The organism is Streptomyces albus subsp. chlorinus, assembly GCF_013302895.1.
GTDB lineage: Bacteria > Actinomycetota > Actinomycetes > Streptomycetales > Streptomycetaceae > Streptomyces > Streptomyces chlorinus.
This window is the reverse complement of record NZ_VJOK01000001.1, coordinates 6,408,536-6,429,457: the sequence shown is the minus strand read 5'-3', so window position 1 is coordinate 6,429,457 and position 20,922 is coordinate 6,408,536. Positions and strand designations below refer to the sequence as shown.

At 73.0% G+C, this 20,922-nt stretch carries 18 protein-coding genes; 3 read left to right on the top strand and 15 right to left on the bottom strand.

Annotated features, from left to right (window positions below; genetic code table 11):
• Window positions 1-3: 3 nt before the first annotated feature.
• The 7 genes from FM076_RS27815 to FM076_RS27785 form a co-directional block, all read right to left on the bottom strand.
• Window positions 4-681: a 1-hydroxy-2-methyl-2-butenyl 4-diphosphate reductase gene (locus FM076_RS27815; protein WP_173873613.1), complete on the bottom strand. Its 678-nt coding sequence runs from the start codon at window positions 679-681 to the stop codon at window positions 4-6.
• Window positions 681-2,675, bottom strand: a complete 1,995-nt coding sequence (shc, locus tag FM076_RS27810) for a squalene--hopene cyclase (protein ID WP_173873612.1) — start codon at window positions 2,673-2,675, stop codon at window positions 681-683. Before shc ends, FM076_RS27815 begins: the two co-directional genes overlap by 1 nt.
• A gap of 54 nt (window positions 2,676-2,729) precedes the next feature.
• Window positions 2,730-3,791 (bottom strand): polyprenyl synthetase family protein, encoded by a 1,062-nt coding sequence (locus FM076_RS27805; RefSeq protein ID WP_173875063.1) that lies wholly within the window; start codon window positions 3,789-3,791, stop codon window positions 2,730-2,732.
• A gap of 118 nt (window positions 3,792-3,909) precedes the next feature.
• A complete protein-coding gene (gene hpnE, locus FM076_RS27800; protein ID WP_173873611.1) occupies window positions 3,910-5,367 on the bottom strand; it encodes a hydroxysqualene dehydroxylase HpnE in 1,458 nt (485 codons plus the stop codon).
• A gap of 99 nt (window positions 5,368-5,466) precedes the next feature.
• Window positions 5,467-6,399: a presqualene diphosphate synthase HpnD gene (gene hpnD / locus FM076_RS27795; protein WP_345945451.1), complete on the bottom strand. Its 933-nt coding sequence runs from the start codon at window positions 6,397-6,399 to the stop codon at window positions 5,467-5,469.
• Between the two features lie 59 nt (window positions 6,400-6,458).
• Window positions 6,459-7,397, bottom strand: a complete 939-nt coding sequence (gene hpnC / locus FM076_RS27790; protein ID WP_173873609.1) for a squalene synthase HpnC — start codon at window positions 7,395-7,397, stop codon at window positions 6,459-6,461.
• Window positions 7,398-7,625: 228 nt separating this feature from the next.
• Entirely contained in the window at window positions 7,626-8,342 is a 717-nt protein-coding gene (locus FM076_RS27785; RefSeq protein ID WP_173873608.1) for a TetR/AcrR family transcriptional regulator, read from the bottom strand.
• Between the two features lie 134 nt (window positions 8,343-8,476).
• Between FM076_RS27785 and FM076_RS27780 the strand changes: the two genes are divergently transcribed.
• On the top strand, window positions 8,477-10,684 hold the full coding sequence (locus FM076_RS27780; protein ID WP_173873607.1) for an MMPL family transporter: 2,208 nt from the start codon (window positions 8,477-8,479) through the stop codon (window positions 10,682-10,684).
• A gap of 92 nt (window positions 10,685-10,776) precedes the next feature.
• On the opposite strand, the gene FM076_RS27775 is transcribed toward FM076_RS27780, so the two are convergent.
• The 7 genes from FM076_RS27775 to FM076_RS27745 all read right to left on the bottom strand — a co-directional run bounded on the left by FM076_RS27775 (window position 10,777) and on the right by FM076_RS27745 (window position 17,850).
• Window positions 10,777-11,616 carry an ABC transporter ATP-binding protein gene (locus FM076_RS27775; RefSeq protein ID WP_173873606.1) on the bottom strand — a complete coding sequence of 280 codons (840 nt, stop codon included), beginning with the start codon at window positions 11,614-11,616 and terminating at the stop codon, window positions 10,777-10,779.
• A complete protein-coding gene (locus FM076_RS27770; protein WP_173873605.1) occupies window positions 11,603-12,559 on the bottom strand; it encodes an ABC transporter permease in 957 nt (318 codons plus the stop codon). The genes FM076_RS27775 and FM076_RS27770 overlap by 14 nt, the downstream gene beginning before the upstream one ends.
• A 67-nt stretch (window positions 12,560-12,626) precedes the next feature.
• Entirely contained in the window at window positions 12,627-13,499 is an 873-nt protein-coding gene (locus tag FM076_RS27765) for a glycosyltransferase family 2 protein (protein ID WP_173875062.1), read from the bottom strand.
• A 29-nt stretch (window positions 13,500-13,528) separates the two neighbouring features.
• Entirely contained in the window at window positions 13,529-14,308 is a 780-nt protein-coding gene (locus FM076_RS27760; RefSeq protein ID WP_173873604.1) for a CDP-alcohol phosphatidyltransferase family protein, read from the bottom strand.
• The gene (locus tag FM076_RS27755; RefSeq protein WP_173873603.1) at window positions 14,286-15,347 is read right to left on the bottom strand and encodes an iron-containing alcohol dehydrogenase family protein; all 1,062 of its coding nucleotides are present in this window, start codon (window positions 15,345-15,347) and stop codon (window positions 14,286-14,288) included. Before FM076_RS27755 ends, FM076_RS27760 begins: the two co-directional genes overlap by 23 nt.
• A complete protein-coding gene (locus FM076_RS27750; protein ID WP_173873602.1) occupies window positions 15,335-16,072 on the bottom strand; it encodes a sugar phosphate nucleotidyltransferase in 738 nt (245 codons plus the stop codon). Before FM076_RS27750 ends, FM076_RS27755 begins: the two co-directional genes overlap by 13 nt.
• Complete coding sequence (locus FM076_RS27745; RefSeq protein WP_173875061.1) at window positions 16,069-17,850, bottom strand: DUF5941 domain-containing protein; 1,782 nt, start codon at window positions 17,848-17,850, stop codon at window positions 16,069-16,071. Before FM076_RS27745 ends, FM076_RS27750 begins: the two co-directional genes overlap by 4 nt.
• Window positions 17,851-18,088: 238 nt before the next feature.
• On the opposite strand from FM076_RS27745, the gene galE reads away from it, so the two are divergent.
• Both galE and idi read left to right on the top strand, forming a co-directional pair.
• Window positions 18,089-19,090, top strand: a complete 1,002-nt coding sequence (gene galE, locus FM076_RS27740) for a UDP-glucose 4-epimerase GalE (RefSeq protein ID WP_173873601.1) — start codon at window positions 18,089-18,091, stop codon at window positions 19,088-19,090.
• A 160-nt stretch (window positions 19,091-19,250) separates the two neighbouring features.
• Entirely contained in the window at window positions 19,251-19,811 is a 561-nt protein-coding gene (gene idi, locus FM076_RS27735; protein WP_173873600.1) for an isopentenyl-diphosphate Delta-isomerase, read from the top strand.
• A gap of 31 nt (window positions 19,812-19,842) precedes the next feature.
• Here idi and FM076_RS27730 read toward each other — a convergent pair whose 3' ends face one another.
• On the bottom strand, window positions 19,843-20,379 hold the full coding sequence (locus tag FM076_RS27730) for an ATP-binding protein (RefSeq protein ID WP_173873599.1): 537 nt from the start codon (window positions 20,377-20,379) through the stop codon (window positions 19,843-19,845).
• Window positions 20,380-20,922 lie beyond the last annotated feature (543 nt).

Sequence of the window (20,922 nt, the reverse complement as noted above, 5' to 3'; positions counted from 1 at the left end):
GGCTCACCTCCAGGGGAGCAGCAGGGATCGGTGCCATTCGAGGAATGCGGGCAGGACACCGCGAAGGACGCGGAATGCCGATATTCCACCTCGCAGTGTCCCGATGCGGATCAGTTCATGGCCCGGAGCGTCCACGACCACCCGTACAGCCGCAACCGGACGCCGGGCCGTGCCCGCGGCGGCGGCGTCCAGGGTGGCGGCCGACTCCATGTCGGCGGCGATGGCTCCGGTGGTGTGCAGCGCGGCCCGCTCCCGGCCCCTTACCACGTGGTCGGTGCCCGCGAGGGCGCCCACGTGGACGGTGCCGCCGGGCGCGTGCCGGGCCAGGGCGGTGGCCAGCAGCCCGGTGCCGGTGCAGCGGGTGCGGCCCTGTTCGTGGCGGGTCTCCTCGGCGACGACCAGGTCCCCCGGCCGCATGCCGGGGGCCAGCCCGGCGCAGAACCCGGTGGCCAGGACGGCGGTGCCGCCGGGCAGGCGCTCGGTGGCGAGCGCCCTGGTCATGGCGCGGCGGGCCGCCTGGGCGCCCATGCCGCTGCGGAGCAGCCGGACGTGACCGCCGCCCGCTCCCCCGTCCGAGTGAGGCGTGGTGCCCGGGCGCCCCAGGCCGCCGCGCAGGGCGAGGTGCTCGATGCCGAGCGCGCACGCGACCAGCAGCGGTCCCGGGGCTTCCGGGCGCTCCATCAGGCGGCCCGCCTCACGACGTTCTCGAGACCGTCGCCGTGCAGATAGCGGCCCAGCGCGGTCAGCGGGAAGACCATCCGGTAGAGGTGGTAGTTGATCGAGAAGTCCCAGGGGAAGCCGGTCCCGGTGAAGTACGGCTCGTCCCAGTAGCCGTCCTCGCGCTGGTTCTCGGCCAGCCAGCCGATGCCGCGCTCGACGGCCTCGCTGTCCTTCTCGCCGGCCGCCAGCAGCGCCATCAGCGCCCACCCGGTCTGGGAGGGGGTGGAGGTGCCGTTGGCGGCCCACTCGGAGTCGATGTAGGAGCGCAGGTCCTCGCCCCAGCCGCCGTCCTCGTTCTGGACGCTCTCCAGCCAGCCGACGGCGCGCCGGATGGCCGGGTGGGAGGGGGGCAGTCCGGCGGCGGCCAGCGCCGGGAGGACGGAGCCGGTGCCGTAGAGGTAGTTGACGCCCCAGCGGCCGAACCAGGAGCCGTTGTCCTCCTGTTCGGCCAGCAGCCAGGCGACGGCCTTGCGGGTGCGCGGGTCGTGCTGCCTGCCCTCGGCGGCCAGCATCTCCACCACGTGCGCCGTCACGTCCGCGGACGGGGGGTCGATGACCTCGCCGAAGTCGCAGAAGGGCAGCCGGTTGGGGAACCTGCTGGTGTTGTCGACGTCGAAGGCGCCCCACGCGCCGTCGCTGGACTGCATGCCCAGGTTCCAGCGCACCGCGCGGGCGATGGCCCGCTCGACCCGCTCCGGGTCGGGGTGCTCGATGCGGCGCAGTGCCAGCGCCACCTCGGCGGTGTCGTCGGTGTCGGGGTAGTTGTCGTTGTGGAACTCGAAGGCCCAGCCGCCGGGGGTGAGGTGCGGGCGGCGCACGGCCCAGTCGCCGGGGCGGACGACCTGCTCGCCCAGCATCCAGTCGGCGGCCTTGACCAGCGCGGGGTGGTCGCGCGGCAGTCCCGCGTCGGCCAGCGCGATGGAGGCCAGGCAGGTGTCCCACACCGGGGACTGGCAGGCCTCGACCATCCGGGTCTCCCCGTCGGGCCAGACGGCGAAACGGTCCAGCGAGTCGAGCCCGGCGCGCATCACCGGATGCTCCAGGTCGTAGCCGAGCAGCCGCAGCGCGATCAGCGAGTAGACGGCGGGCGGCTGGATACCGCCCCAGCAGCCGTCGTTCTCCTGGCGCTCGATGATCCAGCGCGAGGCCTCCTTCAGCGCCGCGCGGCGCAGCCTGCGGGAGGCCACCTTGCGGTAGGCGTGCAGGGCGCGGTCGATGCGCTGGAAGGCGCCGTCCCAGGTGGTGGGCGGGGCCATGGGGGCGGGCGGGTTGGGGCGGGCCGGGTCGCGGTGCAGCTCGTCCAGCCGGAAGGGCGCCGGGTGGACGGGGCGGAAGGCGGAGACGATGGTGAGCGGCACGATGGTCTGCCGCGCCCAGCAGCCGAAGTCGTAGATGTTGAGCGGGAACCACTTGGGGAACCAGATGATCTCCGGCGGCAGTTCGGGCAGGTCCTCCCAGCTCCACCAGCCGAAGAGGGCGAGCCAGATGCGGGTGAAGACCCGGGCGCGGGCCACTCCGCCCTGCTCGCGCACCCAGGCGGCCGCGCGCTTCATGTGGGGGGCCTCGGGGTCGTCGCCGGCGAGCTTGAGGGCGACGTAGGCCTCGACGGTGGTGGACACCTCGCCGGGCCCGCCGTAGAAGGTCGCCCAGGTGCCGTCCTCGCGCTGCTGGGAGCGGATCCAGCGGGCGGCGGCCGCGAAGGTCTTCTCGTCGCGGATGCCGAGGAACTCGCGCAGCAGCAGGTCCTCGGCGTCCATCGTGACGTTGGTTTCCAGGTCGCCCTTCCACCAGCCGGCCTCGTCCTGCCGGGCGAGCAGGTGGTCGACGGCGCGGGCCGCGGTCCGCTCCGCCAGCGCGGTGACGCTCTCCCGCCCGGTGGGGGCCGGAGTCTCGCGCGTGGTCTTCTTCGTTCCGGAGACGCTGGGTCCAGCGGGTCCGTCCGTCGTTGCGGTCATCCCTTCTCCTTCCGAAGTGTCCGATGGCTCGGAGCCGTCAGGTGCCGCGGGCGTTCACCTCTGCCGTACGACGACGAAGTCGGCGAGCGCGGTGAACTGTTCGCGCACCCGCCCGGGCATCTCGACGGAGTCGAGCGCCTCGATGGCTGTGGTGTGCTGCCGCTGGGCCTCCTGGGAGGTCCACTCGCGGCCCCCGGCCTCCTCGATGAGGGCGGCCCGTTCGGCGAACTCCGCCTCGTGGAAGTCCTCGAACTCCGCCTGGCTCTTCTTCGCGTCCGCCGCCAGCAGCTTGGCCAGGCGGGAGGCGGCGGGCCCCTCGGCGCCGAGTGCGGCGGCGACCGGGAGCGACTTCTTGCGCTGCCGCAGGTCGCTCCACGCCTGTTTGCCCGTGGACCGGGGGTCGCCCCAGATCCCGAGCAGGTCGTCGATGGCCTGGAAGGCGAGGCCGAGGTGGTGCCCGTAGGCCTCCAGCGCGTTCGCGGTGCGGTCGTCGGCGCCGCCGAGGACGGCGCCGATGGAGGCGGCGCAGGCCAGCAGCGCGCCGGTCTTGTTGCCCTCCATGTGCAGGCACTCCTCCACCGTGACCTGGTCGCGGTGCTCGTAGGAGATGTCCTGGGCCTGCCCGTCGATGAGCTTGCGGGTCGCCACCGTCAGCCGCCGGGTGGCCCGGCCGGCCTCCACGGTGCCGAGCTCCAGCAGTATCTCGCCGGCCAGCGCGAACAGGGCGTCCCCGACGAGGATGGCCTGTGCCGGGCCGTGCACCTTCCAGACGGTGTCGCGGTGGCGGCGCTGCTCGTCGCCGTCCATGAGGTCGTCGTGCAGCAGGGAGAAGTTGTGCACCAGCTCTACGGCGACCGCTCCGGGGATGCCCGCCTCGGGTGCCGCCCCGGCGGCCTCGGCGGACAGCAGCGCCAGCGCGGGCCGCACCGCCTTGCCGCCGGCGGCCTGTGACGGGCGCCCCTCCGCGTCGATCCAGCCGAAGTGGTAGGCCGCCACGGTGTCCATCGGCGGTGCCAGCCGGTCCACGGCCGCGCGCAGCACCGGGGTGGTCAGGCCGCGTCCGCGCTCCAGCAGAGCGGTGACGGCCGCGCTACCGCTCTCCTCCTCCCCCTTCACGCTCTCGCCGTCGGCGTTCTCCGCGTGCGCGAGATGCTGCTTCGCCGGGGTCACAGGGTCTCCTTGGTGCGGTGCTGTCGGGCCGGCTGCGGGGCCCGGGCTGGCGGTGCTCGTTGCGTCAGTGGTGCTCATGGGCCCTTCCTTCGATGCCGGGGAGCGGTTCCTTCCCGTGCGGCCGGCCCAGCGCGCGGAGGGCTTCGCGCGCGGCACTCGCCCCACTGCGGACAGCGCTTTCCATGGTCGCGGGCCAGCCGGTCGCGGTCCACGCGCCCGCGAGGTAGACGCCGGCTGCCGACGTGCGTGCCCCCGGGCGCAGCCGCCCGACTCCGGGCGCGGGCGCGAAGGTGGCGGTGCGCTCCCGGGTGACGAAGAAGTCCCGTACCCCGGCGCCCCGCGCGGCGGGCAGCAGCCGCTCCAGTTCGGGCAGGTAGCGCTCGCGGAGAGTGGCGACGGGCTGGTCGATCTCCTCGTGCGCGACCGACTGCGACAGGGCGAGGTACTGGCCGCCGCCGGTGAGGCCGGAGGCGGCGGTGCGGTCGAAGACCCACTGGACGGGGGTGCCGAGCGCGGCGAAGAAGGGCCGGCGCAGCACCTTGCGGTCGTAGACGACGTGCACGTTGAGGATGGGCGCCGTGCCGATGTCCAGCAGCCGCGCGGGGTCGGCGAGGGCGCCGCTGGGCAGCAGCCGGTGCGCCTCGCGCTGCGGTACGGCGAGCACGACCGTGCCGGCCGTCAGCTGGGCGGGACCGTCGGCGCCCTGGTCGACCGTCACCCGCCAGCCGCCGCCGTCCGCCCGGATGAGGGCACGCGCGCGGGTGCGCAGCAGGGTGCGGACGCCCGCCTTCTGAAGGGCGGCGCGCGCGAGGACGTCGTGGATGTCGCCGAGCGGCACGTGCGCCCAGCCGATGTCGGCGGCGCCCGGGTCACTGAGCAGTCCGGTCTTGAAGACCATCGCCGCCAGCCCCATGGAGGCCTGCGGGGCGCGGGCGTTGAGGGTGGCGGCGCCCACCAGGTCCCACAGCGCCTCGACGGTGCGGGGCGACTGGCCGTGCCGGTGCAGCCAGGTGCCGAAGTCCAGGGCGTCCAGGGCCGGGTCGGCCGGGTCGAGCCGCCGCAGGGCGAGCGCGGCGCGGGCCACCGAGGCGCGTTCGGCCGGCGAGAGGTGCGGATAGGTCCCGAGGCTCGCGGCGAGGTGCAGCGGTACGGGCAGCGCGGTGCGCCGCAGCCGCCCCAGCCGGGGGCGGGCGCCGCCCACGTCGAGCACGGGGACGTCCAGCCTGTCCTGGAGGGGCGCGAGCCCGGCGGCGCCGACCCGCTCCAGGAACCAGGAGTAGGCGGTGCAGCAGCGCAGGTAGACGTGCTGGCCGTTGTCGACGGTCAGCGGCCCGGCGTCCGCGTCGCGCCGGAAGGAGAAGACGAGACCGCCCAGCCGGGGCCGGGTCTCCACGAGCGTGGTGGCGATCCCGGCGTCGGCCAGCCGCAGCGCCGCCGTGACGCCCGCCAGTCCGCCGCCGAGCACCACGGCACCGCCCGGTCCGCCGGACCGCTCACCGGGCCGCGCATCGTCCGCTGTCATGGACGCTCCTCCCCTCGGTCCCGCTCGTGGGTGCGGTCCGTGTCCGCTGGGACGCCGGACGGTGGCGGCGAGTTGACCGGAAGCGGGTCGTCAAGGGCATCAGGCGCCCCGCCGCGGTGCCTGCCGCAGGGCGGCCTGTCGCGCGTCGAGCCCGGCGAGCCCGCGCACCGCCACGTACGCCTTCTCCCGGCCGGGCAGGGAGACACGGCCGCGCAGCACGGCGGCGGGGTCGGCCGCGATGCGGTCGAGCAGGCGGCGGTAGATGCCCGCCATGGCCGCCACGCACGCGCCGGAGCGCCGGTCGAGCATGGGCAGCAGGCGGTACCCCTCGGCGAACAGCGTGCGGGCGCGCCGTACCTCGAAGTGCACCAGGCCCGTGAAGTCGGCGCCCGGCGGCACCGTATCGCTGTTAAATCCTGCGGTACAGCCAAATTTCTCGAGGTCCTCCGAGGGGAGATACGTACGTCCGCCCTCCGCGTCTTCCCGTACGTCCCGGAGAATATTTGTCAGTTGGAGGGCGAGCCCCAGGGTGTCGGCGTACTCGGGAGCGCGCCCGGCTTCCCGCGCGCCGGGTACGGTGCCGAAGACGCCCAGCGAGAGCCGTCCGACGGCCCCCGCGACGCAGCGGCAGTAGACCTTCAGATCGTCCCAGGTCTCGTAGCGGGTACCGGCCACGTCCATCAGCACGCCGTCGATCAGTTCGTCCAGCGCGTCGAGCGGGAGGGGGAACCGGGTGGCGGCGTGACTGAGGGCGACCGCGACCGGGTCGGTGTCGTCGTCGGCGACCTCGCGGTCCTTGATCCGGGCCAGCAGCCGCCGGGTCTGCTCCAGCCGCTCCCGCTTCGTCGCGTCGTCCAGGTCGCCGTCACCGATGTCGTCGACCCGCCGGGAGAAGGCGTACAGCGCGGACATGGCCTGCCGTTTGGGGCCGGGCAGCAGCCGGATGCCGTAGGCGAAGTTGCGGGCCTGCTGGCCGGTGACGGCCTCGCAGTAGCGGTAGGCGGCCGTCACGTGTGCGGAGGGCTGCCGCACGGAACCGGCCGCGGCCCGGTCGGTTCCGGCGGATTTCGGCGTGTTCTCCACCGTCCCGGTCACCCCTCTCCTCGCAGGCTCGCCCAGGACTCGCGCAGCACGCGCGCGGCGCCCGCCCGGGGAGCTCCCGCCAGTACGTCGTACCGTGCCGCCCGCAGCGCCCCCGCCGCCGCCCGGCCGCCGCCGGTGAACCCGGCGAGCAGCAGCCGGAGCCTGCCGTGGACACTGCGCACCAGCGGCGTGCCCTCGTCCAGCAGTCCCAGCGCGCGGTCGGTCTCGTAGGCGATCAGGGCGCGTACGGAGGCGTTGGCGCTGGGGGCCGCCAGGTCGGCCTCGCCGACGCGGAAGCGGTCCATGTCCTCGGCCGGGAGGTAGATGCGGTCCCGGGCCAGGTCCTCGGCGACGTCCTGGAGGTGTTCGACGATCTGCAGGCCGGTGCAGACCGCGTCGGAGCGGCGCAGCCGCTCGGGCGTCGCGGTGCCGGTGATGGCCAGCACCAGGCGGCCGACCGGGTTGGCCGACAGCTCGCAGTAGGCGAGAAGTTCGGACCAGGTGGCGTAGCGGCGGACCTTCTGGTCCTGCCGGTTGGCCTCGATCAGGGCGAGGAACGGCTCGGGCGTCAGGCCCCGGCGGCGGACCGTGGGGACGAGGGCGCGCAGCAGCGGGTGGCCGGGCCCGGCGCCCGGGGGGACGGGGCCGGCGGAGGCGCCGCGGGGGCCGGAGCCGTCGAACACGCGGTGCAGGTCGGCCTCGAAGGCGTCGAGCATGGCGAGCGGATCGCCGGACTGCTCCGGGGCCAGCCCCAGGGCCGAGGCGTGGGCGGCCGGGGAGTCGAGGTCGCCGTCGCCGATGTCGTCGACCAGGCGGGCGAACCCGTAGACGGCCATCAGGTCGTCCCGCCACGCGCGGGGCAGGAAGCGGGGCGCCACCGGGAAGTTCTCCGCCTTGGCCTTGGAGAGCACCGCGCTCGCGTGCGCGTCCTCCTCCGCGGTCACCACGTGCTGCCCATGGCCATTGCCGTCACATCTCCGTTTCTACACCGCCGCGCCAGAACATCCTATTTCGGACACGCCGCACACGCTGGCCTGCGGAAGCGGCCGGTGACACAGGTCGACCAGGGCCGGTTCGCCCGACTTAGCGCGCATCAGCACCGAAACAGCTTACGCCGTACATCAATCCCCCGTGCGGTGGGTCACCGCATGGAACCGGACAAGATCGATCACTCGTCAGGGGGACATCAGCCCGGCGACGACGTCGCCCACGACGCGCTCGATGACGTAGTCGGCCTGCTCCTCGCCGAGGGCCCCCAGCGGGCCGTCGAGGAAGAGCATCGCCGCGCCGTGCACCATGGCCCAGGCGCTGAGTTCGGCCCCGGGCCTGCGCTCCGGTGCGATCAGCCCGACGGCGACGGCCTCGTCCAGGGTGTCGGTGAGCATCTCGAACGAACGGGCCTCCAGCGTGAGCGGCCCGCGGTCCTCGACGACGCCCTCCGCGGTGATCCCCAGGGAGCCGAGCGCCTTGTGGCAGAAGGCCGTGCGGTAGAGGCCGGGCTCCCGCCGGGCGAAGCGGATGTAGCCGCGGCCGAGCGCCATCATGCGCTCCCTGGCCGCTTCGGGGCCCTGCCCGCCGACCTCGCGGCCGCAGTCCTCCATGGAGGCGACGAGCCGCTGCTGGCCGTAGTCCTTCACGGCTCCCAGCAGGTCGGTCTGGCCGTCGAAGTGCCGGTAGGCGGCGGTGGCGGAGACCCCGACCTTGCGGGCGGCGGCGCGCAGCACCACGGCGTCCGGGCCGCCCTCGGCGGCCAGCTCGATCGCGGCCCGGATGAGGGCGTTGCGCAGATCGCCGTGGTGGTAGCGGCCCTTGCCCCGGGTGCCGCTTCCCGCCACGCCTGTGCGGGCCGCTTCCCGCTCCGCCTCGCCCGTCGCTTCGCTGTTCGCCTGCATACCGTCCATCCTGCCCGATGTTGACGGCAGTAACATCCCTCGGCATGATTGCATGTTGACGCCGTCAACTTCGGGGGGCCGGCTGCTGCGTCGCCCTCCCTCGCAAGCCCGCTCTTCTTCAGGGGGACTCACCCGTGCTCGAACGCATAGCCGACCTCACCTACCGCAGGGCACGCACCGTGCTGCTGCTCTCCCTGCTGGCGGTGGTGGCCCTGGCCGCCGTCGGCTTCGGCGCCTTCGGCAAACTCCAGGGCGGCGGTTTCGACGACCCGGACTCGCCCTCCTCCCGGGCCGCGGCCCTCATCGAGGACGAGTTCGGCGGCGAGGACAACCTCGTGCTCCTCGTCCGCGCCCAGGGAGGCGACCTCGAAGCGCCCCCGGTCCAGCGGGCCGGCCGCGAGCTGACCCGGGGCCTGCGCGCCGAGCCCGGCGTCTCCCAGGTGACCTCCTACTGGGCGCCCGGCGGCTCGGCCCTCACCTCGCGCGACGGCACCCAGGCCCTGGTCCTGGCCCACGTGGACGACGCCGACACCGAGCGGATCACCGAGGTCACCGACGAGTGGACCGGCGACCGCGGTGCGGTCACCGTCCGGGCGGGCGGCCCGGCCGCGCTCAACCAGGACGTCTCCGCCCAGGTCTCGAAGGACCTCGCGCTGGCCGAGTCCATCGCCGTGCCCGTCACCCTGGTCCTGCTGATCATCGCCTTCGGCAGCGTCGTCGCCGCGCTGCTGCCCCTGGCCATCGGGCTCGTCGCCATCCTGGGCACCTTCGCCGAGCTGTACGTGCTCGGCAGCCTCACCGACGTCTCCGTCTTCGCCGTCAACCTCACCACCGCGCTCGGGCTCGGCCTGGGCATCGACTACGGGCTGCTGCTGGTCAGCCGCTTCCGCGAGCGGCTCGACGCCGGGGACGGGACCGCGCGGGCGCTGCGGTGGACCGTGCGCACGGCGGGCCGCACCATCCTCTTCTCCGCGGCGACCGTCGTGGCCGCGCTCACCGCGCTGCTGCTCTTCCCTCCGTTCTTCCTGCGCTCCTTCGCGTACGCGGGCATCGGGGTGGTGGCCATCGCCGCGCTCTCCGCGCTGCTGGTCGTCCCGGCGCTGCTGGCCGTCCTCGGACACCGCGTCAACAAGGGACGGCTGCCGTGGGCCGACGCGGTCCGCAGGACCGAGGCCCCGCTGTGGCGGAAACTGGCCGGCACCGTCATGCGGCGCCCCGCGCTGACCGCCCTGCCGGTGCTGGCCGTGCTGCTCCTGGCCGCGAGCCCGCTGCTGGGCGCCGCCTTCGGCTCCCCCGACGAGCGGGTGCTGCCCCCGGACGCCGAGAGCCGCCAGGTCTCCGCGGCCCTTCGGAGCGACTTCGCGGGGAACGACGCGACAGGCGTCTCGATCGTCACCGAGGGCCGCACCGGCAAGGCTGCCGTGGACCGCTACGCGGCCGAGGTCTCCCGGCTGGAGGGCGTCGTGCGCGTCCAGGCCGCCACGGGGACGTACGCGCACGGGCGCTCGGTGCGCGGGCCCGGCCCCGCCGCCGCGTTCGAGCGGAACGGCATCCACCGGCTGGCCGTCACCACCGGCACCGCCCCCGCATCCGGCGCGGCCCAGGACCTCGTCCACGCCATACGGGACCTGCCCGGTCCCGGCGGCACCGAGACGCTGGTGGGCGGCCGGGACGCACAGCTGATCGACTCCAAGGACGCCATCGCCCAAAAGCTGCCCGCCGCCGTCGCCTGGGTCGTCGGCTCCACCTTCGTCCTGCTCTTCCTGTTCACCGGGAGCCTCCTCCAGCCGCTGCGGGCCCTGGTGCTGAACGGGATCAGCCTGACCGCCGCCATCGGCGCGATGGTGTGGGTCTTCCAGGACGGGCACCTGTCCTCGGTGCTGGACTTCACCCCGATGCCGATGGACACCTCCATGACCGTGCTGATGTTCTGCATCGTCTTCGGCCTGTCCATGGACTACGAGGTCTTCGTCACCAGCCGCATCAAGGAGCTGCACGACGCGGGCGCCGGCGACCGGGAGGCGGTGACCGGCGGGCTCTCCCGCACCGGGCGCATCGTGACCATGGCGGCCGGACTGCTGGCCGTCAGCTTCTTCGCCTTCGCCACCAGCCAGGTCTCCTTCATCCAGATGTTCGGCCTCGGCAGCGGGCTCGCCATCCTGATCGACGCCGTTGCGGTGCGCGGGGTGCTGGTGCCGGCCGCGATGCGGCTGCTGGGCCGGGCGGCGTGGTACGCCCCCGGGCCGCTGCGCAGGCTGCACTCCCGGGTGGGGCTGAGCGAGGCCGCGGAGACGGAGGCGGACGCGGAGAAGAAGCGGGAAACCACACCGGCCGAGGTGTGATCCGGCCGTCCCCCTCCCCGAACCGGAAGCGGCCCGTCCCGCCGGCTGATGCCGGCGGGACGGGCCGCCTCCGGTGTTCCTCGGTGCTCCCGCTACTTGCTGGTGAACTTCTCGTACTCCTTGAGCACCTCGTCCGTGGGCCCGTCCAGGAGCAACTGGCCCTTCTCCAGCCACAGCACCCGCTCGCAGGTGTCGCGGATCGATTTGTTGTTGTGGCTGACGAGGAAGACGGTGCCCGCCTCCTTGCGCAGCTCGCGGATGCGGGCCTCGGAGCGCTTCTGGAACCTCTTGTCACCGGTGGCCAGCGCCTCGTCGATCATGAGGACGTCGTGGTTCTTGGCCGCGGCGATGGAGAACCGCAGGCGGGCCGCCATACCGGAGGAGTAGGTCCGCATCGGCAGGGTGATGAAGTCGCCCTTCTCGTTGATGCCGGAGAAGTCGACGATGTCCTGGTAGCGGCGGGCCACCTCCTCGCGGGACATGCCCATGGCGAGGCCACCGAGGATGACGTTCCGCTCGCCGGTCAGGTCGTTCATCATGGCCGCGTTGACGCCCAGCAGCGAGGGCTGGCCGTCGGTGTAGACCCGGCCGCGCTCGGCCGGCAGCAGACCCGCGACGGCCTTGAGCAGCGTGGACTTGCCCGAACCGTTGGAGCCGATGAGGCCGATCGCCTGACCTCGGTAGGCCGTGAAGCTGACCCCGCGCACCGCGTGCACCTCGCGCATGCCGCCGCCCGGCTTGCGGCGGATGATGCGGTTGAGGGCGGCGGTGGCGCTGCCCCTGCCCTTGGCGCCGCCGTAGACCCGGTAGACGATGTGCAGGTCCTCGGCGATGACGGTGGGGATCCACGGAGCCGGGGCCTGCGCGGTCCCGGCCCTGGCGCCGGACTCGGCGGACGCTCCGCTCTGCTCGGTGTGCTCAGCCACGGCCATAACGCTCCTCCGCCTTCCAGAAGAAAACAAATCCGCCGATGCCGACGACGACCGCCCAGCCGAGCGCCAGCGCCCACACGTGGGGGGGCAGCTCGCTGCTGGGGTAGTTGTCGATGAACGCGAAGCGGATCAGGTCCATGTACACGGTGGCCGGGTTGGCCTGGAGCAGGTCCACGAGCCAGGCCGGTGCGTCCGCCCGGGTCTGCAGCATGTGCTGGAGCGGGAACATCACGCCGGACGCGTACATCCACGTACGGGTGACGAACGGCATCAGCTGGGCCAGGTCCGGGGTCTTGCTGCCGAGCCGGGCCATGATCAGCGCCAGCCCGGTGTTGAAGCCGAACTGGAGTACGAGAGCCGGGACGATCAGCAGCCACGACCAGCCGGGGAGCTGCCCGAACCCGAGCAGGATCACCACCAGCACGATCATCGAGAACAGCAGCTGCTGGAGCTGCTGGAGCGAGACGGAGATCGGGAGCGAGGCGCGCGGGAAGTGCAGCGCGCGCACCAGCCCCAGGTTCGAGGAGATCGCCCGCACCCCGTTGAGCACCGAGGTCTGGGTGAAGGTGAAGACGAACACCCCGGTGACCAGGAAGGGGACGTAGTTCTCCTTGCCGCCGGGGGTGCCGTCCCGGCCGCCCAGCAGCACGCCGAAGATGAAGAAGTAGACCGCCGCGTTCAGCAGCGGCGTGGCGACCTGCCACAACTGGCCCAGCTTGGCCTGGCTGTACTGGGCCGTCAGCTTCGCCCGGGAGAAGGCGAGAATGAAATGCCGCCTGGCCCACAGCTGCCGTACGTAGTCGGGCAGCGAGGGGCGCGCCCCGCTCACCGACAGGCCGTATTTGGCCGCGAGTTCGGCGGGGGTCAGAGCATCGTCCGGTGACGGCGGAGGTGCCACGCCGGAAACGCTGCTGCCGGCACTGTCGTGGGTTGTCTCGCTCACGTTGGAAACTTTCGTCCTCACACTGCGCAGGTGCTTTGTGGAGCCGATGCTCTCAAAGGAGAGCTTGTCAGATCACGGGCGGGCGTCCGAGCCGCGTCAGACGCCATACCGTACGCCACCGCATGGGCCTGCGGGGACCGGCCGGCGTCGTCCAGCCTTCCTTGAATCCGCCGAGCCAGGCCCGCAGCGCCGGCATGGAGGGGCGGCGGACGAGGGTGAGCAGCAGCCAGACGCCCAGATAGACGGGGACGAGGAGGGCCGGCAGGTTGCGGCGGGCCAGCCAGACCCGGTTGCGGGCCACCATCCGGTGGTAGACCGCGTGCCTGCTGGGCGCCGTGGTGGGGTGGTGGAGCACCATGTCGGCGCGGTACTCGATGCCCCAGCCGGCGTCCAGGGCGCGCCAGGCCAGGTCGGTCTCCTCGTGCGCGTAGAAGAACTCGTCGGGCAGGCCGCCGACTTGGGCCAGCACCTTGGTGCGCACGGCGTTGGCGCCGCCGAGGAAGGTGGTGACCTTCGAGGAGCGCATCGGGTCGGAGGCGCGCAGCCGGGGCACGTGGCGGCGCTGGGTGACGCCCGTGTCCGGGTCGGCGATGCGGAAGCTGATGATGCCCAGCTCCGGATCGGCCTCGAACGCCTCACGCACCAGTTCGGCCGTGTCGGTGCCGGGCAGCAGCCCGTCGTCGTCCAGGAACAGCAGCGCGTCCACCTCGGTGCCCGAGGGGCCGAACGCCTCGATGCCGACGTTGCGGCCCCCGGGGATGCCGAGATTTTCCGGAAGCTCGACCTTCCGTACACCCTCCGGCAGCTCGGGCAGCGGCGCTCCGTTACCCACCACGACGACCTGGACGGGGTCGCCCTCCTGCTTGGCCACCGAATCCAGCAGTGCGCACAGCTCCTCGGGGCGGTTGCCCATGGTGAGCACGACGGCACCCAGTCGCATCGCTCTCCTGCCCTCCGTCATCTCACCCGTCACTTGAGCCTGCTCGAAGCCAGGATGGACACCAGGTGCAGCAGCGTCTGGAGAACCGCGATGCCCGCGAGGACGGCGACACCGAGCCGGGAGAAGAACAGGTCCCCGCGGATCTGGTCGGCCACCGCGAGCACCAGGATCAGCAGCGACGCCTCGATGCCCAGGACCAGCCGGTGGAACTTCAGGGCCGCCGCGGCCCGGCGCGCCAGCGCCAGCCCCGAGGAGCGCGGCTCGGACGCCGCCTCCTTGACCGGCGGCAGCCCGCCCTGGTGGCGGGCGACACCGACCAGGTCGGACTCCGCCTTGATCAGGATGGCCCCCAGCGCGGCGAGGGTGCCGAGGAAGGCCCACAGCCAGTCGACGCGCCCGCCGCCCCACAGGTCGGCGGCGCGCAGACCGAAGCCGACCAGCACCGCGGCGTCGCACAGGTAGGCGCCGACGCGGTCCAGGTACACCCCGCCCAGCGAGAACTGCTTCTTCCAGCGGGCCACCTCGCCGTCGACGCAGTCGAGCAGCAGGTAGAGCTGGACCATCAGCACGCCCAGCACCGCGCCCGCGATCCCCGGCACCAGCAGGCCCGGCAGCGCCAGCACCCCGGCGACGGTCATCACATACGTCAGCTGGTTGGGGGTGACCCTGGTGTTCACCAGGTGCCGGTCCACGCGCAGCGACAGCTCGCGCATGTAGAGCCGGCCCGCCCAGTGCTCACCGCTCCGCCGGTCCTTGACCCCGGCGGGGTGCACGACCGGCCGCAGTTCAGCTACCGATGGTTTGCGCATAGTCCGCGTACGCGTCCCTGATCTGGTCGGTGGACAGGTCGAGGTGTTCCAGGATCGTGTACCGCCCGGGGCGGGTCTGCGGCGCGTACGCGACGGCCTCGACGAACTCGTCCGCGTCGAAGCCGATGTCCGCGGGCAGCACCGGCAGCTGGTGCCGGCGCAGCACCTCGACCATCAGCTTGGCCGTGTCCTTGTCCCCGCGCAGATACGTGGCGAAGGCGGCGCCGAGCCCGCACTGCTCGCCGTGGGGCGCGGCCCGCTTGGGGTAGAGCAGGTCGAAGGCGTGGTTGATCTCGTGGCAGGCGCCGGAGGCGGGGCGGCTGTCCCCGGCCACCGACATGGAGATGCCGGTGAGTACCAGCCCCTCGGCGAGCACCTGGAGGAAGTTGTCGTCGCTGACGTCCCCCGGGTGGTGCAGGATCGCCTCGCCGGCCTGCCGCGCCATGGCGGCGGCGAGCCCGTCGATGGCCTCGCCGCGCACCTCGTGGCCCAGCTCCCAGTCCTTGACTGCGGAGATGTTGGAGATGACGTCCCCGATGCCGGAGCGGATGTAGCGCTCGGGGGCCTCGCGGATGACGTCGAGGTCGATGACGACGGCGATCGGGTTGGGCACCCCGTAGGAGCCGCGGCCCGCGTCGTTGTCGAGGGTGGCGACCGGCGAGCACAGCCCGTCGTGCGACAGGTTGGTGGCGACCGCGACCAGCGGCAGGCCGATCCGGGCCGCCGCGTACTTCGCACAGTCGATGATCTTGCCGCCGCCGAGCCCGACGACCGCGTCGTAGCGGCCGGTCTTCATCGCGTCGGCGAGCTTGATCGCGTCGTCCAGGGTGCCGCCGCCGACCTCGTACCAGGAGGCGTTGGGCAGCAGCGGCGCGAACCGGTCGCGCAGGGCCGCGCCCGAGCCGCCGCTGATCGCGAAGGCGAGCTTGCCGTTGGTGGAGATCCGCTGATCGGCCAACAGGCCCGCCAGGTCGTCCAGGGCGCCGCGGGAGATGTCCACGACGACCGGCGACGGAATGAGGCGGGTCAGTACTGGCATGCGATCTCCCGGCCCTTGGCGAGGTCGTCGTGGTTGTCGATCTCGACCCACTTGACGTCGCCGATGGGGGCCACGTCGACCTTGAAGCCGCGGTTCACCAGCTCCTGGTAGCCGTCCTCGTAGTAGAGCTGCGGGTCGCGCTCGAAGGTGGCCTTCAGCGCGTCGGCCAGCTCGGCGCCGGCCTCCGCCTCGATGAGGGTCAGGCCGATGTACTCGCCGGTGGCCTCGGCCGGGTCCATCAGCTTGGTGATGCGCTGGACGCCCTTGTCGGGGTCGACGACGACCTTCATCTCCTCGTCGGCGAGGTTCTTGACCGTGTCGAGGGCCAGGATGATCTTCTGGCCGTTGCCGCGCGCCTCCAGCAGGGTCTTCTCGACGGAGACGGGGTGCACGGTGTCGCCGTTGGCCAGCAGCACGCCCTCCTTGAACACCTCACGGGCGCAGTAGAGGGAGTAGGCGTTGTTCCACTCCTCGGCCTTGTCGTTGTCGATGAGGGTGAGCTTGACGCCGTGCTTGGCCTCCAGCGATGCCTGCCGCTCGTAGACGGCCTCCTTGCGGTAGCCCACGACGACGGCCACCTCGGTGAGACCGACCTCGGCGAAGTTGGCCAGGGCGATGTCCAGGACGGTGGTGTCACCGTCAACCGGCACCAGGGCCTTGGGCAGGGTGTCGGTGTAGGGGCGCAGACGCCGTCCGGCGCCGGCAGCCAGCACGAGGCCGATCATGCGGGTTCTCCTGTTTCGTCGTGTACTGCGGGTGCTTGCGACGACACCCAGAAACGGATGCTCTCGACGAGCACCACGGCCGCGATGACCACGGCGAGCGCGGTCAGCGCGAAGATGAAGTCCTGCGCCTGGCCGCCGCCCAGCCAGAGGGCGGCGACGACGGTGACCAGCAGGGTCCGTCCCTCGTGCCCCCCGACCGCCCGCACCAGCCAGCGCGGAGGCGCTCCGGTGCCACCGCGGATGCGGTACACCGTGTCGTAGTGATGGTAGGCGAGAGCCGCCACCAGCCCGAACGCCGCGGGAAGCGCGCCGTGGGCCTCCGTGCGGGCCGCGAGCACCAGGATCGTCGCGTATTCCGCGATACGGAATATCGGGGGGAGCAGCCAGTCCAGGGCTCCCTTGAGGGGCCGGGCCAGGGCGACGCCGGAGCACAGGGCGTAGAACGCGGCGGCGGCGACCGGCCACGGGCTGCCCAGCGGCGCCGTCCACGCGGTGGCGAGGATCACGGCGCCGCCCAGCAGGCCGACGGCGGGCACCACCAGCCCCCTCGGCCGCAGCGGGCGCAGCACCCGGGCCGCCGGCTCGGCGAGCGGGCCGCTGTCGGTGAGGGCGAGGACGCCCGCGGCGGCCTTGTCGGTGCGGGCCCTGCGGCGGACGGAGCGCAGCAGCCGCCCCGCGGTGGTGTAGCAGGCGGCGAAGGTTCCCGCGACGAGGAGCACGACGAAGGTGACGCGGGGTGTGGTGGCGGCCGTCAGCACGGCGATGAGGGCCCAGCGCTCACCGATGGGCAGCACTATCATCCGGCGCGCCCACACGGTCCAGCCCGTGGCGTCCAGCCGCTTGGAGAGCGCGGCGGTGGGGCTGGAGTGCCCGGCGTCGGCGGCGTCGGTGTGGGACGCCTCGTTGAAGGAGAAGTCGACGGTGTGCCGCGCGGTCATCAGCAGCATGGCGCCGAGCGCGAGGGCCCACACGTCGTCCCCGCCGCGGGCGGCACCCAGCGCGAGGCCCGCGTAGTAGGAGTACTCCTTGGCCCGGTCGAAGGTGGCGTCCAGCCAGGCGCCGAGCGTGGAGTACTGGAGGTCGTAGCGGGCCAGCTGCCCGTCGGTGGCGTCCAGCACGAACGAGGCGATCAGCAGCACCCCGGCCGCCACGAAGCCCCAGCGCTGGCCGGTGGCCGCGCAGCCCGCGGCGATCAGCGCGGTGACCAGCGAGGCGGTGGTGACCTGGTTCGGGGTCAGACCGCGGCGGGCGCACCAGCGGGCGAGGTAGCGCGAGTAGGGGCTGACGCAGAAGGTGGTGAAGAAGCCGTCGCGGGACTTGACCGCGGAGCGCAGCCGCACCTTCTCCTCGTCCACGGCGGCGACGGCGGCGGCGGCCTCGGCGCGCGCGGCCCCGTCGGCGGGGACGGCCGCCACCAGGACGCCCAGCTCGGGGCGGTGTACCTCGATGCCGGCGGCCTCCAGCGCGCGGGCCGCCTCGTCGGGCCCGCCGGCCGGCTCGCGCGGGAGCGCCCGCCGGGCCTCGGGGGCGAGACCGAGCACGCCGGGCAGCGCGCCGGCCGCGAAGCGGGGGTCCTTCAGGGCGAGGCGCAGGGCGTGGGTGTGGCCGACGAAGCGGGGGTCGACCAGGGCGAGGCGCTCGTGCGCCGCCGTCGCGGCCAGCTGGGCGCCGAGGGACTCGGGGCCGTCGGCCACGCGCACATCGAAGCCGAGGGAGCGCAGGTCGGCCTCGAGCGACGACCCGGCGACCGGCGGACCGGTGAGGATGGCGGTCGACAGAACGAACTCACTCCTTGGAAGCTGGCATACCCGCGCAAGGGGGGACACACATCAGGCAGCGGGCAGCGTGCGCCGTCGCCCGGAGGGGGTCGGCAGCACGTCGGCAGAGAGTATCGGATCGCCGGAGGCGGCCTTCACCGAGCGTTCATCGCCCCGGCGTTGCCCGCGCGGCGCCCGCGTGCCCCAGCATGGTCGATCATGGGCTCGGGCCACAACCGGGGCCGATAGGGTGCGGGACATGACGTGGTTGATCACAGGCGGCGCGGGGTACATCGGCGCGCACGTCGCACGGGCCCTGGTGGCCGCGGGTGAGCGGGCCGTCGCGCTGGACGACATCTCCGCCGGCGTCCCCGAGCGTCTGCCCGCCGAGGTGCCGCTGGTGCGCGGCTCGGTGCTGGACCGCCCGCTGCTGGACCGTACGCTCGCCGAGCACGGGGTCGCCGGTGTGATCCATCTCGCGGCCCGCAAGCAGGTGGGCGAATCGGTCGAGCAGCCGCTGCGCTACTACGAGGAGAACGTGCACGGTCTCACGGTGCTGCTGGGCGCCGTGGTCGACGCGGGCGTGCGCCGCTTCGTCCTCTCCTCCTCGGCCGCCGTCTACGGCATGCCGGACGTGGACCTGGTCACCGAGCGGACACCGACGGTGCCGATGAACCCGTACGGCGAGACCAAGCTGGCCGGCGAGTGGCTGGTGCGCGCCGCCGGGCGGGCGCACGGGCTGAACACGGCCTGTCTGCGCTACTTCAACGTCGCCGGGGCGGCCGAGCCCCTGCTGTCCGACACCGGCGTCTCCAACATCGTCCCGATGTTCTTCGACGCGCTCACGCGCGGCGAGGCGCCCCGGATCTTCGGTGACGACTACCCCACCCCGGACGGCACCTGCGTCCGCGACTACATCCACGTCCAGGACCTGGCCGACGCGCACGTGGCGGCGGCCCGCACGATGGCGGCCGGCGGCGGCGCCGCGGACGGCAGCGATCTGACGCTCAACGTGGGCACGGGCGTGGGGGTCTCCGTCCGGGAGATGGCCCGCCTCGTGGCCGAGGTCACCGGCCGGCACGAGCCCGCCCCCCTCGTGGCGCCCCGCCGCCCCGGCGACCCGGCGCGGGTGGTGGCCGCGGCCGACCGCATCCGCGAGGAGCTGGGCTGGGAGCCGCGCTTCGGGGTGCGCGAGATGGTCGCCTCCGCGTGGGAGGGCTGGCTGCTGCGGCATCCGGAGGCGGGCACCGCGGCGGGTTGACCGGTGCGGGTTGACCGGTGCGGTACCGGGAGTCGACGTACTCGGTCAGCCATGCACGGGTCTGTGCGCGAAAGAGACAGAATCCCGCACAATGCGGAGTTGCGGCGTAACCTGCGGCAGACTGGGTCGCGCTGCCCACCGGCCCACGAGAAGGATGACCATGGCGAACAGCTCAGCGGCCCCGATCATGCTCGAACTGGTCGACGAGGACGGGATCACGATCGGTACCGCGGAGAAGCTCTCGGCCCATGTGGCCCCCGGGCAGCTGCACCGCGCCTTCTCCGTCTTCCTCTTCGACGACAGGGGCCGGCTGCTGCTCCAGCGCCGGGCGCTGGGCAAGTACCACTCACCAGGAGTGTGGTCCAACACCTGTTGCGGACATCCGTATCCGGGCGAATCGCCGTTCGCCGCCGCCGCGCGGCGGGTCGGCGAGGAACTGGGGGTCGCGCCCGCGCTGCTGCGGGAGGCGGGCACCGTGCGCTACAACCACCCCGATCCGACCTCGGGCCTGGTCGAGCAGGAGTTCAACCACCTGTTCGCGGGGCTGCTGCGCGAGGAGCCGCGGCCGGACCCGGAGGAGATCGCCGAGATCGCGTTCGTGACGGCGGAGGAACTGGCCGCACGGCACGCGACGGACACCTTCTCGACCTGGTTCATGACCGTGCTGGACGCGGCCCGTCCCGCGATCCGCGAGGTGACGGGCGGCGCGGGGGGCTGGTGAATCCCGCGCCCGGAGCACCGGCGGCCGGCCCCTAACCGACCGCCCCCAGGGGCAGCGCGGCCCAGACGATCTTTCCCCCGGCGCCGGTCCGCTCGACGTCGCAGACACCGCCCGCCTCGGTGGTGAGCGTCTTGACGAGCAGCAGCCCCCGGCCGCCGGTCTGCTCCTGGAGCGGCTCGGCCTCCAGTGCCTTGGGGCGGTAGGGATGGCCGTCCTCCACCGCCACCCGCAGCCATCCGCCGCCCAGCCGGATCTCGACCCCGATCTCGGGCGAGAGCACCGCCGCATGCCGTACGGCGTTCGTCACCAGCTCCGAGAGGATCAGCAGCGCGCCCTGGAGCGTGTCCTCGGGGACGCGCACCGGCTGCCGCCCCAGCAGGTCGCGCACGGCGTGCCGCAGGCGGGGGACGGAGGAGTCGGCGGCAGGCGCCGTGAACCGCCAGCTGTTCTCCCGCTCGGGGCCCTGCGTGCGGGCCCGCGCGTACCCCACCCTGCCGTCGTACGCGCAGTCCACCGTGCGGTGTTCGCCGCGCCGGGGCGGCTCGCCGCGCCCCCTCAGCGGCACCATAGCGGCGCCCCTGGGCCCCGCCCTCGTCCCCGCCCGGCTCCCGTCGTCCGCCGGCTGCCTTCTCCCGGCGTCCGTGGGAGCCTCGTCGATGACGCCGGCGAGCTGTCCACCGCGGCTCTCCATCTGCGTACCCCGCTCTCTTGGTCGGTCATGGATGTACTTGCAGATGTACTTGCAGGAAATGGTGGTGCCGCGCGGCTCCGGTCTGTGCCGCTGACTGCAACTCGGCACTTTTCGATGGCATTTGACAGAAGCCTTCCGTGCCAGTCGGTTCCATGACAGAACGTGGCGCGTGCCGCATACGATCACGTCCATGGAGCCGACCACGCCCATGGAGCCGACTCCGCACACGGTGCGCGACACGCGGGCGTCGTCGTCCCGGCCCTCCACCGCCCGGGCAAACGGAACGCGATGACCCCTGCCCTGTGGCGTGAGCTGCCAGCGGTGCTGGAGGAACCGGCGGCCGATCCGGAAGCCCGGGTGCCGGTACCGACCGGGTCCGGGGGCACCTTCCGCGCGGGCGCGGAAGGTGGCTCGCTCCGC